Source organism: Nocardia higoensis, from assembly GCF_015477835.1.
Classification (GTDB): Bacteria; Actinomycetota; Actinomycetes; order Mycobacteriales; family Mycobacteriaceae; genus Nocardia; species Nocardia higoensis_A.
Window position 1 is genome coordinate 1,416,400 of sequence record NZ_JADLQN010000001.1, and the last position, 18,724, is coordinate 1,435,123.

At 70.6% G+C, this 18,724-nt stretch carries 1 protein-coding gene; it reads right to left on the reverse strand.

The window, feature by feature from the left end; all coding sequences use genetic code 11:
* Window positions 1–42 precede the first annotated feature (42 nt).
* On the reverse strand, window positions 43–18,369 hold the full coding sequence (locus IU449_RS06385; protein ID WP_195000970.1) for an amino acid adenylation domain-containing protein: 18,327 nt from the start codon (window positions 18,367–18,369) through the stop codon (window positions 43–45).
* Window positions 18,370–18,724 lie beyond the last annotated feature (355 nt).

Sequence of the window (18,724 nt, forward strand, 5' to 3'; positions counted from 1 at the left end):
TCGGACGGGCCGAGTGGCTGGTCGCCGACACCGACCGGGTGATCACCAGCCGAGCCATTCGTCGAGGATCCCGGCGATCCGGGCGAGCACGGCCGGATCGGTCATGCCCAGGTGCTCCGCGTCGACGTTCACGTCGGCGATCCGACCGCCGACGAGCGGTGCCCAGCCCTGGTGTCCCCGCGCGTCGGCTCTGCGGTTCTCGGTCGCGGTGAAGTACAGCATGTCGGTGTCCACGGGGCGGGGCCGCCATTCCGCGGCCGCGCGGATGGACATGTTGTAGGCGTCGGTCATACGCTCGAGCATGGCCGCGTCGACCCCGACGCCGTCACCGAAGTGCTCGCGGATCAGTTCGGCCGCCTCCTGCGCAGTGGCCTCGGCGTCCACGAAGTCGATGCCGAGCACCGGGCCGAGATTGCTGATGAGGTCACCGGTCGTGACGGTGGTGACCATCGACGCGTCGAACCCGTCGGCCTCGGCGTCGAGCAACGCCAGCAGCGCGACCTGTTCACCGGCCTCGCGCATGTCGGCGGCGATCGCGTGCGCGATCTGACCGCCCAGCGACCAGCCGAGCAGGTGGTACGGCCCGTGCGGCTGAACCTTCCTGATCTCGTCGTAGTAGCGCTGGGCGATCTCCTCGATAGTGGTCGGACCGGGCAGCTCGCCGCTGAGTTGCGGCGCCTGCAAACCGTAGATGGGCCGGTCGGCGCGAAGATACTCGTCGAGGGGACGGTAGGCCCAGGCCAGGCCCGATGCCGGGTGCACGCAGAACAGCGGAGGCAACTCACCGCGGGTCCGGATCGGCAGCAGCACCTCGAATCCCAGCCCCTGACCGGTCGTGGCGTCGACGCCCGAGCGCATCCCCGATTCGATGCGCCTGGCCAGATCGGCCGGGCGCGGATCCGACAGCATCCAGCTCACCGGAACCTCGTAGTGCAGGCCCTTCTTCAGTTCGGTCACCACCTGCACCGAGCGCAGCGAGTTCCCGCCGAGGGCGTAGAAGTCGTCGTCGGCGCCGACCCGCTCCACGCCGAGGACGTTCTCGAAGGCACGGGCCACTTCACCCTCCAGCCAGGTGGCTGGCTCACGGAACTCCTTGGTCGACAGCTGCGGCTCCGGTAGCGCCTTGCGATCCAGCTTGCCCGAGGCGGTGAACGGCACGGTGTCGAGCACCAGCACGGTGCTGGGCACCATGTAGTCGGGCAGCTCGGTGGCGGCGTGGGCGAGCACGGCGTCGACGTCGACGGTGGCGCCCGCGGCGGGAACCAGGTAGCCGACGAGGCGGGCCGCGAGCCCTTCGCCGTACACCGCGGCGATCGCCCTGGCGACCGTGTGGTGTTCGCCGAGGACCGCTTCGATCTCGCCGAGTTCGATCCGCAGGCCGCGCAGCTTCACCTGGAAGTCGGTGCGGCCCAGGTACTCCAGCTCCCCTGTGCGCCGCCACCTGGCCAGGTCTCCGGTGCGATACAGGCGTTTGCCCTCGGTGAAGGGGTCGGGCACGAAACGCTCGGCGGTCAGGCCGGGACGCGATTGGTAGCCGCGCGCCGCCTGCTCGCCCGCGAGGTACAGCTCACCCGCCACACCGGGCGGCACCGGACGCAGCCGGGTGTCGAGCACGTACGCCCGTACGTTCCACACCGGACCGCCCATCGGGATGCTGCCCTCGTCGTCCGCGCGCACCGCGCGCGCGGTCGCGTGCAGGGTGAACTCGGTCGGGCCGTAGAGATTGTGCAGCTCGGCGCCGGGCAGCACGCGCCGGGCGGCGGCGACCACATCGCCGCCGAATGCCTCGCCGCCCACCAACAACGCCCGCAGCGAATGCAGCGACTCGGCCGGGACCGCGTCGGCGAACGCCGCCAGCATGGACGGCACGAACGAGGTCACCGTGACCCGTTGCGCGGCGATGACGTCGGCGAGATAGGCCGGATCGGCGTGGCCGTCGGACCTGGCGATCACCATCCGGGCCCCCGCCGCGAGCGTGCCGAACAACTCCCACACCGACACGTCGAACGTCGCGGGCGTCTTGTACAGCACCGTGTCCTCGGGCGAGAGGGTGTAGGTCCCGATGATCCAGTGCAGCTGATTGAGCACCGCGCGGTGCGCCACGGCCACGCCCTTCGGCCGTCCGGTCGAGCCGGAGGTGAAGAGCACGTAGGCGACATTGTCCGGCCGCAACGCCGCGGTCCGGTCGTCGTCGGTGACGGGCGAGTCGTCGAACTCGGACAGATCCAGACCGTCCAGACTCGTCAGTACCACCACCGGTTCGGCGGTCGCGAGGATGTAGTCGATGCGGTCGGCCGGATAGTCCGGGTCGACCGGGACGTAGCCGCCGCCCGCGGTGATCACCGCGTGCGTGGCGACAACCTGATCCAGGCTGCGCCGCATCCGCAGCGCCACCAGCGATTCCGGCCCGACTCCACGCGAGATCAGCCAGCGGGCCAGCCGGTTCACCCGCGAGGCGAAATCGGCGTAGGTCAGCGACCGGTCTCCGTCGAGCACGGCGGTGCGCTCGGCGTATGTGCCGACGGCGTCGGCGATGATCGAGGCCAGTGTGACGTCCGGATCGAGCGGACGATCAGTCGCATTCCACCGTGTCAGCACGGCTTCCCGTTCGTCGGCGTCGAGCAGGTCGACCTCGTGCAGTGGTCGGCTCGGATCGTCGGCCAATGCGCGCAGCAGGCGCTGCAGGCGGGCGACGATGGTTGTCACGGTGTCCGGATCGAACAAGTCGGTCGCGTAGCTGATCCCACCGTCGAGACCCGCGGGCGCGCCGGTGTCGTCGTAGGAGTCCGACACGGTGACCTGCAGATCGAACAGCGAGGTACCGGTGTCTGCTTCCACCGCCGACACCGACAGTTCGGGCAGTTCGAAATCGGTCGATGCCTGGTTCTGGAAGGCCAGCATCACCTGGAACAGCGGGTGATGGGCGTGCGAACGCACCGGGTTCAGCTCCTGCACCAGCCGTTCGAACGGCACGTCGGCGTGTCCGAACGCCGACAGGTCGGCGCCGCGCACATGTTCGAGCAGGTCGGTGAACGACATGCCCGCCCGCACCCTGGTCCGCAGCACGAGGGTGTTGACGAACATGCCGATCAGATCGTCGAGCTCGGGCTCGCCGCGGCCGGCGTAGGGCGTGCCGATCGCGACATCGTCGGTGGCCGACAATCGGGCCAGCACCGCGGCCAGCGCGGTGTGGAACACCATGAACAGCGTGGCATTGTGCGCCCGGGCGACGCGTTGCAGATCGGCGTGCAGCGCGGCATCGACGGTGAACGGCACGCTCGCCCCCGCGTAGGACTGCACCGGTGGCCGGGGCCGGTCGGTCGGCAGTTCCAGCACGGCGGGCAGTTCGGCCAGTTCCGCCGTCCAGAAATCGATCTGCGCCCGCAGCAGCGAGGCGGGGTCGTCCTCGGTGCCGAGCACCGTGTGCTGCCAGATGGCGTAGTCCGCGTACTGGACCGCAAGCGGCGTCCACGCCGGGGCCTGCCCCTGCATGCGGGCGGCGTAGGCCATCATCATGTCGCGGGCCAGCGGGCGCAGGGAGGAGCCGTCACCGGTGATGTGGTGCATGACCGCGGCCAGCACCCATTCGTCGCCGCCGAGGTCGAACAGCCGCAGCCGAAAGGGGACTTCGGAGGTCACGTCGAACACCTGCGACACGAAAGCCGAGACCGCCTCGGGGACTTCGGCCTCCGTGATGCCGACGACCGGGATCGACGGCGCCGACTCCGACGCGGGCAGCACCACCTGGGCCGGTTCGCCGCCCGCGTGTGGGTAGACGGTGCGCAGCACCTCGTGGCGGGCGACCACGTCACCGACGGCGGCACGCAACGCCTCCAGGTCGAGGCGGCCGCGCAAGCGCATCACGATCGGGATGCTGTAGGCGGGCGAGTCCGGCTCGAAGCGGTTGAGGAACCACATCCGCTGCTGTGCGTAGGACAGCGGAATGCGCGGTGGCCTGCGCTGTGCGGTCAGCGCGACCCGGCCCACATCGGCGTGCGATTCCACCCGCGCGGCCAGCCGCGCCACGGTCGGGGCCTCGAAGATCATCTGCACCGGGACGGTCGTGTCCAGTGCGGCGCCGACGCGGGCGGCCACCCTGGTCGCGATCAGGCTGTTGCCGCCCAGTTCGAAGAAGTCGTCGTCGGCGCCGACAGCTCGGTCGATGTCGAGCACGTCGCCGAACACGGCGGCCACGATCTCCTCCACCGGCGACCCCGGCGCGCGGAATCGCTTGGCCTGCAACACCGGTGCGGGCAGGGCTCGACGGTCGAGTTTGCCGTTGGGCGACAACGGGACCTCGTCGAGCACCATCACCGCCGCGGGCACCATGTAGGACGGCAGCACCTCGGCCAGGGCGGCGCTCAATTCCGCGCCGGTGACCTCGGCTCCGGCGGCGGGGACGACGTAGGACACGAGCATCGTCGTTCCCGCGCCCTCGCGACGCGGGACCGTGGCGGCGAAGGAGACGTCCTCGCGCGCGTCGAGCACCGCGTCGATCTCGCCCAGTTCGACCCGGAAGCCGCGGATCTTGACCTGGAAGTCGTTGCGCCCGACGAACGCCAGGCGGCCGTCGGTGGTCCAGCGCACCACGTCGCCGGTGCGGTACATGCGCTCGCCCGGTTCACCGAACGGGCACGGCACGAAGCGGGCCGCGCTGACGGCGGGCTTGTTGAGGTAGCCGCGCGCCGACGCCGGGCCTGCCAGGTACAGCTCACCGGCCACACCGGCGGGCACCGGCCGCAATCGTCCGTCGAGCACCAGCGCCCGGATGCCCGGCAGCGGGACGCCGATGGTGGGCCGGTCACCCGGTCGTACCCGGCGTGCGGCCGTGGCGATGATGGTGGCCTCGGTGGGGCCGTACAGCACCCGGAACTCGCGTCTGCGCGCCCGGTCGGTACCTGCCCACCGCCGCACCAGATCCTCGGGGACCTGCTCGCCGCCGGACATGACCAGCCGCAGATCGTCCAAGCCGTCCGGATCGACCGAGGCCAGCGCCGCCGGGGTCACGAACGCGTGGGTCACCCGACGGGTGCGCAGCAGCTCGGCCAGTTCGCCACCGCCGTAGGTGCCGACCGGGGCGATCACCAGAGTGGCCGCGGCACTGACCGCGGTCAGGATCTCGAGCAGCGACGCGTCGAAGGACGGGGAGGCGAAGTGCAGGACACGGGCGGTGGGGGTGAGCTCGGTGTCCGCGCGTTGCCCCGCGTGGAAGTCGGCGATGCCCGTGTGACTGACGGCCACGCCCTTGGGCACGCCGGTGGAACCGGAGGTGAAGACGACGTAGGCCATGTTCTCGGTGCGCAGCGGACGCGTCCGCTCGTCGTCGGTGACCGGCTCGGCGGACACGGCTTCCAGCCGGGCCAGGACACCAGGAGAGTCGACGACGATCCAGTCCACCGCGCCGGGCAGCTCGTCGCGAGCGCCGGACACCGTGATCCCCAGTGCCGCACCCGATTCGGTGATCATCTGCTCGATGCGGGCAGCCGGGTAGGTGGGGTCGACCGGAACGTAGACGGCGCCGGACTTCACCACCGCCCACCAGGCGACGACCGATTCCACCGACCGCGCCACCGCGACCGGCACCGGGACCTCCGGCCCGGCCCCCGCGGCGATCAGCAGCCGGGCCAGCCGGCTGGAGCGCTCGTCGAGTTCGGCATAGGTCAGCTCGGTATCGCCTGCGACAAGAGCTGTGCCGCCGCGATTCTCGCGGACCGCTGCCGCGAACAGCTCGGGCAGTGTGGCGGGCGAGTCCGTCTCCGGACGTGCGCCGACACGCGAGACGAGGTCGTCGCGTTCGCCTTCGGCCAGCCAGTCGATGTCGCCGACCGGTGCGGCGGGGTCGGCGGCGATGCCTGCCAGCAGCCGGTTCAGGCGGTCGACGAAGCCGGTCACCGTGGCCTCGTCGAACAGGTCGCGCGCGTACATCATCTGGCCCGAGACGCCCTCGGGGTCACCGGATTCGCCGTATTCGTCGGAGAGCACCAGTTGCAGGTCGAACTGGCTCACACCGGTGTCCACATCGGCGCGCGAGACGACGACCTCGGGCAGCGCCACCTCGACGTTCGACAAGTTCTGGAAGGCGAGCAGCACCTGGAACAACGGATGCGCGGAGCTCGAACGGTCGGGATTGAGTTCCTCCACGACACGCTCGAACGGCACGTCCGCGTGTTCGAAGGCGAGCAGGTCGATCTCCCTGGTGCGGTCGAGCAGGCCGGTGAACGGTTCCTTCGCCTCGACCGGGGTCCGCAGCACCAGTGTGTTGACGAACATGCCGACCAGATCGTCGAGTCCCTGCTCGCCGCGACCGGCGATCGGAGTGCCGATCACCACGTCGTCGGTGTCGCTCGAGCGCCCGAGCAGGACGGCCAGGGCCGCGTGCACGACCATGAACAGCGAGGCGCCCTGCTCGTGCGCCAGTTCCACGAGCTTGCGATGGACCTCGGGCGCGATCCGGAACGGCACCCGGCCGCCCTCCAGCGAGGAGGTCGCGGGCCTGGGCCGATCCATGGGCAGGTGCAACTGGTCCGGGGCGCCGTCCAGGGTCGAGCGCCAGAACGCCAGCTGCTCGGCCAGCAGTGATTCGGGGTCGTCGGCCGAGCCGAGCACCTGCCGCTGCCACAGCGCGTAGTCGGCGTACTGGACCGGCAGCGGCTCCCACACCGGGGCGTGGCCGGCGACCCGCGCGGTGTAGGCGACCATCACGTCGCGGGCCAGCGGTCCCATCGACTGGCCGTCACCCGCGATGTGGTGCACGACCATGACCAGCAGGTATTCCCCTTCACCGGCGGCACGCCCACGGCCGGCGATCTCGAACAGGCCGACGCGCATCGGCACCTGCGTGGTGACGTCGAAGCCCGCGCGCATGAACGCGCCCACGACTTCGGCGACCGCTTCCTCCCGCGCGGGGGCGACCCGGATCAGGGCAGGCTCCGGATCGTCGAGGACCCACTGGTGGGGTTCGCCCGCGGTCTCCGGGTAGATCGTGCGCAGCACCTCGTGCCGCTCCACCACGTCGCGTAGCGCCGCCTCGAGCGCGGCGATGTTCAACCGGCCCGACAGGCGCAGCATGACCGGGATGTTGTAGGCCGCCGAGTCCGGCTCGAAGCGGTTCAGGAACCACATCCGCTGCTGGGCCAGCGACAACGGCACCAGCTCCGGACGCACCCCCGCGGTGAGCGCCACCCGGCCACGGCCGCCGAAGGTGCGTGCGAGTTCGGCCAGCGCGCCGACGGTGGGCGCCTCGAACACCGCGCGCACGGGAACCCGCGCGTCCAGTGCCGCGCCGATTCGCGCCGCCACCAGCGAGGCGCTCAGAGAATCACCGCCGAGGACGAAGAAGTCGTCGTCCACGCCGACCCGTTTCACGTCGAGCACATCGGCGAACGCGGCCGCGACCACGCCCTCCAGCCACGAACTGGGCGCGCGGAACTCGCGCGTGGCGAACTCCGGCGCGGGCAGCCGATCGCGATCGAGTTTGCCGTTGGCGGTCAGCGGCACCTCGTCGAGCACGATCACCGCGTGCGGCACCATGTAGGCGGGCAGCGTGGCGCTCAGCGCTTCGCGCAACGTCTTGCCCAGATCCTCGCGCGACTCGCCGCCGGACACACTCGTCCCCTCGACCGGCACCACGTAGGACACCAGCAGCACCGGACGCCCCTCGGCGGCGCGCGGCACCGTGACCGCCCAGGCGACCTCCGGCCGCGCGCCCAGGGCCGCGTCGATCTCGCCGAGCTCGATCCGGGTGCCGCGGATCTTCACCTGGAAGTCGTTGCGGCCGATAAATTCCAGCTCGCCCGAGGCGGTGCGGCGCACCAGGTCGCCGGTGCGGTACATCCGGCGTCCTGGTTCGCCGAACGGGCAGGCCACGAAGCGGGCCGCGCTCATTCCGGGTTTGCCGATGTACCCGTCGGCCAAGCCGACGCCGAACAGATACAGCTCACCCACGACACCGTCGGGCACCGGGCGCAGCCAGGTGTCGAGCACCGCCGTGGCGACCGGGCCGACCGGGCGGCCGACGGTGATCGGCAGGCCGGGGTGCATGGGCGCGCTCGCGGTCGCCCAGATGGTCGACTCGCTGGGGCCGTAGAGGTTGATCATGGCGCGGTTCGGCGCCCACCGCTCGACCAGTTCCGGGCCGACCGGCTCGCCTGCCGTCGCCAGCACCCGCAGCTCGTCCATGCCGTCGTCGGGCACGGTAGCCAGGGCGGACGGCGTCAGCACCGCATGCGACACGTGTTCGCGGCGTATCAGTCGCGCCAGTTCGGGGCCGCCGTAGACGTCCGCGGGCGAGATCACCAGCCTGCCGCCGGAGCCGTGGGCCATCAGCAGTTCGAACACCGAGGCGTCGAAACTCGGCGAAGCCACCTGCAGCACAATGGAATCCGGGCCGACACCGAGATAGCGGCGCTGGGCGGCCACCAGATCGGCCAGACCACGATGGCCCACCAGTACGCCCTTCGGGACACCGGTGGAGCCGGAGGTGTAGAGCAGATACGCGGTGGCCTCGATCGGGACAGGGCCGCCTCGTTCGGCATCGGTGATCGGACCGGAGGGCATCGCCTCGATCGCCCGGAGGGTTCGTTCGTCGTCGACGAGCAGCCGGTCGAAGGCCGCGGGCAGCCGATCGGTGGATGCGGTGTCGCTCACGCCCACGCGCGCGCCGGAGTCGTCGACCATGAACGCGATGCGTTCGGCGGGCAGTTTGGGGTCGACGGCCAGGAAGGTCGCGCCGGTCTTGGCGACCGCCCACAGAGTCAGTGCAGCCGCTGTCGATCGGGGTAGGACGCAGGCCACAACGGTTCCCGGCCGGACACCGCGCCTGAGCAGGAGCCGGGCGAGGCGGTCGGATCGTTCGTCGAGTTGCCGGTAGGTCATGACATGCCCGTCCTGCGGGGCGTCGGTCGCCGACTGCTCGTCGCCGATCGCCGCTCGCTCGCCGTAGACGACCGCGGGCGCGTCGGGCACGGCCGCCGCGGCGGCCCCGAGGAGCGCGGGCAGGGTGCGCGGTGTGATGCGCTCGGCGTCGAGTTCGGGCCAGCTCACCCCCGGCTCGTCGGTGAGCGCGAGGTCGCCGAGCCGGTCGTCCGGTGTTTCGGCGATGTGGCACAGCAGTTCGACGAAGCGGTCCAGGATCGCGCGGGCCTGGGCGGTCTCGACATCGTGTTCCAGGAAGCGCAAAGTCGTGTGCAACGCCGGGGTGCCGTCCTCGGCGTAGGTCGGGGTGAGGACCAGGCTCAGCGGGAACGGTGTGGCGTCCACGCCGGTGATCTCTTCCACGTGCAGTCCCGCCGAGTCGACGAGCCGCTGCAGCGCGGGGCGATCGACCGGGAAGGACTGGAACGCGATCGCGGTGTCGAACAGCTCGGACACTCCGGCGCTGCGCAGGATGTCGGGCAGGCCGATGAAGTGGTGGTCCAGCATGCGGGCGTGGGTGGCCTGGATGTCGGTCAGCACTTCCCGCAGCGTGGCGGTCGGCTCGAGCCGGGCACGCATCGGAATGGTGTTGAGGTACATGCCGAGGGCCTGATCGACCATCGGCAGCTCCGGCGGCCTGCCGGAGACCGCGGCGCCGAAGATCACCTCGGTGTCCCCGGTCAGCACCCGCAGATTCAGGGCCCAGGCCGCGGCGATGGCCACGTTGACCGTGACGGCGGTCTCCGCGGCGACCCGGCGCAGTCGCTCGTAATGCCGCGGGCTCAGTTCGGACTCGACCTCGGCCGCCGCCGCGTCGGCAAGCCGACCGCTGGTGCGGACGACTCGGGTCGGCCCGTCCACCTGGGCGAGCTCGTGGGCCCACGCCGCCTCGGCGGCGGCCCGGTCCTGGCCGGTGAGCCAGACCAGATAGTCACGGTAGGAGGGGGCGGGTCCGGCCGCGCCGACCAGTGCGGGCGAGCCGTAGTACTCGAGCAGTTCGCCCAGCAGCAGCGGCATCGACCAACCGTCCAGGATCACATGGTGATTGGTGATCACCAGCCGCCTCTGCCCTTCGCCGGCGCGGATCACCGTGAAGCGGATCAGCGGCGGCTGGGACAGATCGAATCCGGCAGCCGCGTCGGCGGCCGCGAGCGCCCGGGCCTCGGCGCGCACCGCCGCGTCGGAACCGTCGAGGCGGACCTCGCGGAACGCGACGTCCGCGTGCGCGAGCACGACCTGGCACGGGCCGGTGGCGGTCTCGGCGTACGCGGCACGCAGGATGCCGTGCCGGTCGACAAGTGCCTGCGCGGCGCGGCGCAGCCGGTCGGGATCGATGTCGCCGGAGAAGGCGACGGCCGTCTGCACGGTGTAGGTGTCGCCCGCGTCCGGGTCGTACACGGAGTCGAAGTGGATACCGGACTGCATGGGCGACAGCGGCCACACGTCGGCCAACGCGCCGTAGCGGTGCTCGAGGCGGGCGATATCGGTCTCGGTCAGCCGCACCAGCGGGAAGTCCGTGGGGTGCGCGTGTCCGTCGGCGCGCGGTGGTCCGGACGGATGGACCGGCGGCTCGACGGCCGGGGAACCCGCCGCCACGCGGGCCTTCGCCGCCAGGCCCGCCACCGTCTTTCCATCGAACACGTCGTGCGGCGTGATGGTCAGGCCGGCGGCCTTGGCCAGCGCCACCAGGCGCATGGAGACGATGCTGTCGCCGCCGAGGGTGAAGAAGTTGCTCTCCGCGCTCACGCTGTCGGGGTCGAGCTGCAGAACCTCGGCGAACAACCGCGCCATGATCTGCTCGGCGGGTGTGGCGGGCGCGCGACCCGGCACCGCATCGACCTGGAACTCGCGCCGGCGCAGCACATTGCGGGCGATCTTGCCCGAGGTGGACAGCGGCATGGCCTCCAGCGCCACGATGGCGGCCGGGTTCATGTAGTGCGGCAGCGCCGCGGCGAGATCGTCGTGCAGCGCCCGGATGTCCAGTGCCGCACCGGGAACCGGCACGACATAGGACACCAGGACGGGCTCGCCCGCCGGTCCGGGACGGGCGATGGTCGCGGCGCTCGCGACGCATTCGTGGCCGACCAGGTGCGCGTCGATCTCCTCCGGCTCGATCCGCAGGCCGTGGATCTTGACCTGCTGGTCGTTGCGGCCCAGGTACTCGAGCTCGGGGCCGGCGGGGCCGCGCACCCAGCGCACCGCGTCACCGGTCCGGTACAGGCGCGCGCCGTCACCCGAGGCGGGGTCGGCCACGAACCGGGATGCGGTCAGGTCGGGGCGACCGAAGTAGTCGCGGGCCAGCCCCGGACCGCCCAGGTAGAGCTCACCGGTCACGCCGACCGGGACCGGGCGCAGCCAGTGATCGAGCACGGCCACCGACACGCCGGGGATCGGGCCACCGATGGTCACCGGCTCCCCCGGCCGCAGCGAGTCCGCGCCCGTGGCCCAGATGGTGGTCTCGGTCGGGCCGTAGTGGTTCATCAACCGTCGACCGGGCGCCCAGCGATCGACCGTCTCCGGACCGGTGGCTTCCCCGACGACGGCGATCGTGGCGAGATCGGGCAGCCGCGCCGGGTCCAGAGTGCTGAGCACCGACGGGGTGATGATGGCGTGCGAGACACGCCGCTCGCTCAGCAGCGCCTCCAGGTCGGGGCCCGCGTAGGCCTCCGACGGCGCCACCACCAGGCAGGCTCCCACGCTGTGCGCGAGCAGCAGTTCCGAGACGTACGCGTCGAATCCCGGTGAGGCCACGTTCAACACCTTCGACCCCGGGTGCACCTGGAAGGACTCGGCCTGCGCGGCGACCAGACCGGCCAGGCCGCGATGCGTCACCTGTACCGCCTTCGGCGTGCCGGTCGAACCGGAGGTGTAGATCACGTAGGCCGTGTGGTCGGTACGCAGGGCAGGCGCAGGCCCGACCGCGATCGGCTCACCGGCGTCCGCTTCGGCGTTGTCGCCGAGGACGACCCAATCGACGGTGCCCCGGAGTCCGCGCGCCACCGTCGGAACCGTGATGCCCAGCGAACTGCGGGAGTCCTTCAGCAGCCCGTCGATGCGATCGGCCGGGTGGCTCGGGTCGATCGGGACGAAGGCCGCGCCGGTCTTCGCCACCGCCCACAACGCGACGATCAGTTCGGGCGAACGTGGAAGGGCGAGGGCGACGAACATCTCCGGACGTGCGCCGCGCGCCGCCAGCTCCGCGGCGAGCCGGGACGCGCGCCGATCGAGTTCGCGGTAGGTCAGCGAGGTGTCGCCGAAGCGGACGGCCTCGTTGTCGGGATGGGCGCGCGCGCTGTCGGCGAGGATCTCACGCAGGGTGCGTTCGGTGACCAGCGGCTGGGATCCCACCGAAAGCAGCTGCGCGCGTTCATCGTCCCAGCAGGTACGCACGGCGGCGACCTTCGCGGTGGGGTCGGTGACCAGCTGGGTCAGGATCGACTCGAAGCGTTCCAGCAGTGTGCGGGCCTCGTCCACGTCGAACCGGTCGGTGGAGAAGCGCAGTGTCACCGTGTGGCTGTCCGGCTCGCCCAGCGTTGCACTGCCCTCGCGCATCGGCCGTGGCGGGGTGACCTGCAGGCTCAGCGGATACGGTGTCGCGTCGTGGGCGTCGACATCGACCAGACGCAGTCCCGCGCCGCTGAGATCCCCGGACAGTTCCCGCTGGTCGAGCGGATAGGACTCGAGCACCGTCACGGTGTCGAACATGTCGGCCACACCGGTTTCGCGCTGGAGTTCGGCCAGACCGATATGGCGGTGGTCGAGCATGGCGGCCTGCTCGGACTGCACACGGGCCAGCAGGTCGCCGATCGTCTCGCCAGGATCGAGGCGGACCCGCACCGGCAGGGTGTTGATGAACAGACCGACCATGCGCTCCACACCGGCCAGCTGCGGCGGGCGATGGGAGACCGTGTTGCCGAACACCACATCCGAGCGACCGGTCAGCACGGTCAGCAGCAACGCCCACGCGGTCTGGACCGCGGTATTCGCCGTGACGCCGTGGGAGCGGCCCAGCGCGAGCACCGCGGCGCTGGTCGCGGGATCCAGGCGCAGCCCCACGTCACCGTTGTGCGCGGTGACGACGCGGTCCGTGTGGCCGGTGACCCTGGTCGGGCTCTCGATGCCGTCGAGCATCCGTCGCCACGCCGCCATCGCGGCGTCGTGGTCCTGCGCCGCCACCCACTGCAGATAGTCCCGATAGGAGCGGGCCGGGCCGAGTGCGGCCGGATCGCCGCCGGTGCGGTAGGCGGTGAGCAGTTCGTGGACGATCAGCGGCATGGACCAGCCGTCGAGCACGATGTGGTGGTTGGTCACCAACAGCTGGTATTCCTCGGCGCCGGTGCGCACCAGATGGAATCGCAGCAGCGGCGGGTGCGCGGGATCGAACGGCTCGGCGGCCACGGCGGCCAGCCTGCGCAGTTCCTCTTCGCGGGCGCGGGGGTCGTCGATGCCGGTGACGTCGTAGAAGTTCCAGTCCACCTCGACATCACGCAGCACGATCTGACGTGGCCCCGAGGGGCTTTCGACGAAGGCGGCGCGCAGGCTGTCGTGGCGGTCCAGGAGTAGTTGCGCGGCACGGCGCATCCGGTCGGCGTCGACCTCGCCCGCGAAGCTGAGCGCCGCCTGCACGGTGTAGCCGTCCGCGCCGTCGGCGTCGTAGACAGCGTGGAACAGCAGCCCGGACTGCAGGGCCGTCAGCGGCCACACGTCGGTCATCGACGGGTACTCGCGCTGCCAGCCGTCGATATCCTCGGCGGTCACCTCGACGAGCGAGAAGTCCGACGGGGTGTAGCCGCCCGCGGATTCCGAACGCACGTGCTCGGCGACCGCCCGCAGGGCCTGAACCCACAGGTCCGCGAGTTCCTCGATGTCGGCGACGCCGAGGATCTGCGCGGCGAACTCCCACGTCGCCTCGAGTTCGAGGCCGTCGGGGCCTTCTTCGGCGATCGCGTTGACGTCCACCACGGCGGGCAAGGCCATCCGTGGATCGGTGGTCGAGGTCAGAGCGTCGAACTCCGAGGTGGGTGCCCACGCCCCCGACCGGTCGCGGACACCCACCCGGCCCAGATAGTTGAAACTGATCTGGGGTTCCGGCGCCCCCGCGAGTTCGGCGGCGCCGAGGGCATCGAGCCGGCGCACCATGTCGAACCCGATGCCGTTGTCCGGTACGGCGCGCAACTGTTCCTTCACCCGCTTGATGGCCAGTCCCGCCGCCGGGCCACCCGCGAACGCCTCGTCGAGATCGATGCCGCGCAGGTCGAGCCGGACCGGGAAGCGCGTGGTGAACCAGCCCACCGTACCGCTGAGATCGGCACCGGGCACGGCCTGTTCCTCGCGGCCGTGGCCTTCGAGCGAGATCAGCTCACCGGCCACGGCGGTGCCGCGTTCTCGCCGCCACTCGCTCAGTGCCAGCACCAAGGCCGTCAGCAACGGATCGTTGGCGCCGCCGTGGTAGCGGGCCGCGACAGTGGTGAGCACGGCCTCGGTGACGTCGGCGGGCACCCGTGTGCGGACCATGCCCGCTGTCGCCCCGACGTCGCGGCGCGGATCGAGGCGTCGCGAGCCGAGCAGCCGATCCCCCGGCGCCAGCACGTCTTTCCACCAATCGAGCTCGGCCTCGCGTCGGTGCGGCGCCTGCTCGACCAGACCGTGCACCCAGCGGCGCATCGAGGTGGCGGGCGCACCCACCTGCGGTTCACCGCCTTCCTCTGCCTGGCACCACGCGTGTCCGAGGTCGGCGAGCAGGTTGCGCCACGACACCGCGTCGACAGCCAGGTGGTGGATCACCAGCCACAGCAGGTCGGGGCCGCGATCGGGGTCGTCGCAGAGTCGGACCGCCTGCACCAGCACGCCGCGGGCGGGATCGAGCCGATCGGCCGCGGCCTGCAGATACGCGTCCACCTCGGCGGCGTCGCGACGCTCGAGCCGGGCATCGGTCAGAACCTTCTCGGCGGCAACGGAACCCGGCTCCAGCACATCGACGAACCGGTCCACCGACTTCGCGCCGCGCAGCACCGCGCGCAGCATGTCGTGGTGATCCAGCACCGCCTGCAGCGCCCGCACCAGATCGCCGTGCCGGACCCCGTCGGGCAGCGTCACCAGCGCGGCCTGCGCGAAGCGGTCGAAATGACCGCGCTCGAGCATGGCGTGCATGATCGGCGACAGCGGCATCGCTCCGACGCCGCCGCCGGGCAGTTCGGGCAGCCGGGGACCGCTGCCGGATTCGGTGGCGGTCGCGGCCAGCGCCGCCACGGTCTTCTGGTCGAACACGTCCTGGGTGGAGAAGTTCACGCCGACGGCCTTGGCCCGCGCCACCAGCTGGATCGACAGAATGCTGTCGCCGCCGAGGGCGAAGAAGCTGTCGTCGGCGCTGACCTGACGTGCCCCGAGCACCTCGCGGAACAGTCCCGCGATCAGATTCTCCTTCGGCGTGGCCGGAGGGCGGCCTTCCGGGGCGTTGCCGAACTCCGGTTCGGGCAACGCGGCGCGATCGACCTTCCCGAAGGCGTTGGTGGGCATGGCTTCCAGGGGCATGATCACCGCGGGGACCATGTGCGGTGGCAGGGATTCGCGCGCGTAGCGCTGCAGCTCCACCGCATCGAGCTGCCGATCGCGCACCGGCACCACATAGGACACCAGCACGGTGACGCCCGCCTTGTTGCGCGCGGGGACAGTGACCGACATGCCGATGTCCTCGTGCCCGGTCAGTGCGGCGTCGATCTCGCCCGGCTCGATCCGGTAGCCACGGATCTTGACCTGGAAATCGCTGCGCCCCATCAGTTCCAGCGCCGGCTCCGCTCCCTCGCCGACCCAGCGCGCGAGGTCGCCGGTGCGGTACATCCGCTCCCCCGGCGCACCGTAGGGGTTGGCGACGAACCTGGCCGCCGACTCGGCGAGCAAGTGGCTGTACCCGCGGGCCATCCCCGGACCCGCGAGGTACAACTCACCCGCCGTGCCTTTCGGCACGGGCTGCAGGGTCCGTCCCAGCACCATGGCCGCCACCCCGCGGATCGGACCACCGACAGTGCGGGCACCGTCGGGGCGGATGTGCGCGCCCGCCGCGGTCACCGTGGTCTCCGTCGGTCCGTATTCGTTGAACATCGTCGCCGCGCGCGACCACCGGTCCATGACGTGCGGCGGGCACACGTCGCCGCCGACCACCACGACCCGCAAAGCGGTCAGCGGGTTCGGATCCACCGTCGCCAACATCGCAGGTGTCAGGGTCAGATGGGTCACTCGCGTCGCGGCGAGCAGGTCGGTGAGCGTCTCCCCGCCGATCACCTCCGGCGGCACCACCACCAGCGTCGCCCCGTTGGCGAAGCAGGTGAGGAACTGTTCCATCGATGCGTCGAAACTCGGCGAAAGCGCGTACGAGATGCGCGCATTCGGCTCGATACCGTATGTCTCGGTGCGGTCGGCGATGAGGTTCGCCAGGCCGGTGTGGGGGACGTAGACCCCCTTCGGAACGCCCGTGGAACCCGAGGTGTAGGTCATGTAGGCGAGGTTCGCCGGGCGCAGCGGACGGACGCGCTCGGCGTCGGTGACCGGCTCGCCCGAAAGGGTGTCGCAGGCATGCGATGTCGCCGGATCGTCGATGGCCACCGCACGCACCTGCTCCGGCAGTCGCGGCAGGTATTCCTCGAGGGTGAAGGCCACACGCGCGCCGCTGTCGGTCATCATGTGCTCGATCCGCTTCGGCGGATACTCCGGGTCCACCTGCACGATGGCCGCGCCGCACTTGGCGATCGCCCACGCCGCGATGATCGACTCGACCGACCGCCGGATCAGGATCGCCACCGCGTCGTCCGGGCCGCAGCCCAGCGCGATCAGGTGCCGGGCCAGCCGGGATGAGCGCGCGTCGAGTTCGGCGTAGGTGACCGTGTGGCCCGCGGAGACGATCGCGGTGGCCGACGGGTCGTGGCGCGCGCCCTCGGTCAGGATGTCGGGCAGCAACCGGGCTTCGACGTCGGCTCCCCCGCGCACCGGAACCAGTTCGGCCCGTTCCTCGCCGGTGAGCAGCGGCAATCGGCCGACCTGGCAGTCGGCCCCGCCCGCCAGGAACTCGTGCAGGAACAGCAGGAATCGGCGATGGTGGGCGGCCAGCTCGTCGGCACTGTAGATCTCCGGGTTGCCCTGGAAATCGATGTGGGTGTTCTCCTTGCCCGCACCGGGATAGAGATTGACGAACAGATCGGCGGTGGGCCCCGAGGTCAGCACATTGAGCCGGCCGGTCGTCTCACCGAAGACCACTTCGTTCTCGATCATCATGAGGTTCACCGCCGGACCGAAGGACGCCGCCTCGTCACGGGCGATTCCCATGTCGTGGAAGATGTCCTCCTGGCGGTAGCGCTGCCTGCGCAGGGCGCTGGTCAGCTCGCTCTGGGTGGCGTCGATCAGCTCGCCGACGGTGCGCGGGGTGACCCGAAGCCGCAGCGGAACGACATTGGCGACCATGCCGCCCGAACGGCGCAGCACCGCCGAATGCCTGCCCGAGACCGGCAGACTCAGCAGCACTTCGTCGCTGCCGGTCATCCGGCCCAGGTACGCGGCGAAGGCCGCGACCACCACGGGGGTCACACTGCTGCCGCGCGCCAGCACCAGCGCATCCATCAGGCGGGCCGTCTGTTCCGGCAACTCCTGGCTGATCAGCAGCGGGTGGATCGTCGGCTTGCCCACCCGGCCGGCCAGGCTCACCACCGGTGGTGCGCCTGCCAGATGTTCGATCCAGTACCGGCGATCGTTGGCGAAGCGCTCCGATTCCCGGTAGGCCATATCCTGCGCGGTGATCTCCCGCAGGTCCTGGGCTGTCGACTTCGGCTCCTCCAGGCCCCGCAACCAGGCGTTGTAGAGCTCGGTGATCCGGCGCAGCATGGTGACCGCGGCGTAGCCGTCGAGCGCGATGTGATGGGCACGCTGGTACCAGAGATAGTGGTCGACGCCGACCTGATAGATCACGCTGGTCATCAGGCGGTCGTTGCGCAGGTCCAGCGGGGTCGAATAGTCCTGCACCATCAGCCGATGCGCCGCCGCGACCGGGTCGGCGTGCCCGCGCAGATCCACCTCGATCACCGGTGAATCGAAGTCGTAGTCGACGTACTGCAGCGGCTCCCCGTCGACCTCGATCAGCCGCAGGTGCCCGGATCCGAACTCACGGCCGACGGTGAGGCATGCCTCGATGAGCAGCTCCGGGAACAGCTCGCCGGTGATCTCGACATACTGCGCCACCGAGATCGGCGACGACCCGGTGAGGTGCTGAGCGAACCAGATGCCGCGTTGCGCGGCGGTGAGGCGGAACGGTGCGGGCCCGGCCGGTCCCGCCGTTTCGGCGCCGGCGTATTCCGCACCCGAGGTGTTGCCCGTCCCCGGATCGCCGGTCCCGGTGAGGCGATCCGCCGTTCCGAATACCGAGGAAACGGCACGCTTCCGATTACCGCCGGGATTGCGCTCGAGCTGGCTCACTGGACCTCCCGTTGATTTCGTTTTCCGAAAGCAGCGGGTTCCTCCCTGACCGTCCGCTCCCGAAAGTCCGGCTGCCGTTCGCCGGTAATACGCCCCGAAAATGAAGCGGCGACGGCGCCGAATAACAATCGAACAAAATCTTCAGCTGTATGGTTGCGGACGGCATCGTCCGCCGACCGCGGCGATACGCGGCTGGAATTACGCCGATGTTATTTTCCGACGCTCCTGGACCACCGCGGGCGCGACCCCCGTCGCTCGACTCGGCCCCGATCGGAGGCACGAGTTGTCACGGAATGTCACCGCAGGTGTTGTATCCGGTGAAAGCCGCGGTCGGAGAGACCACCGCGGCCCGGAA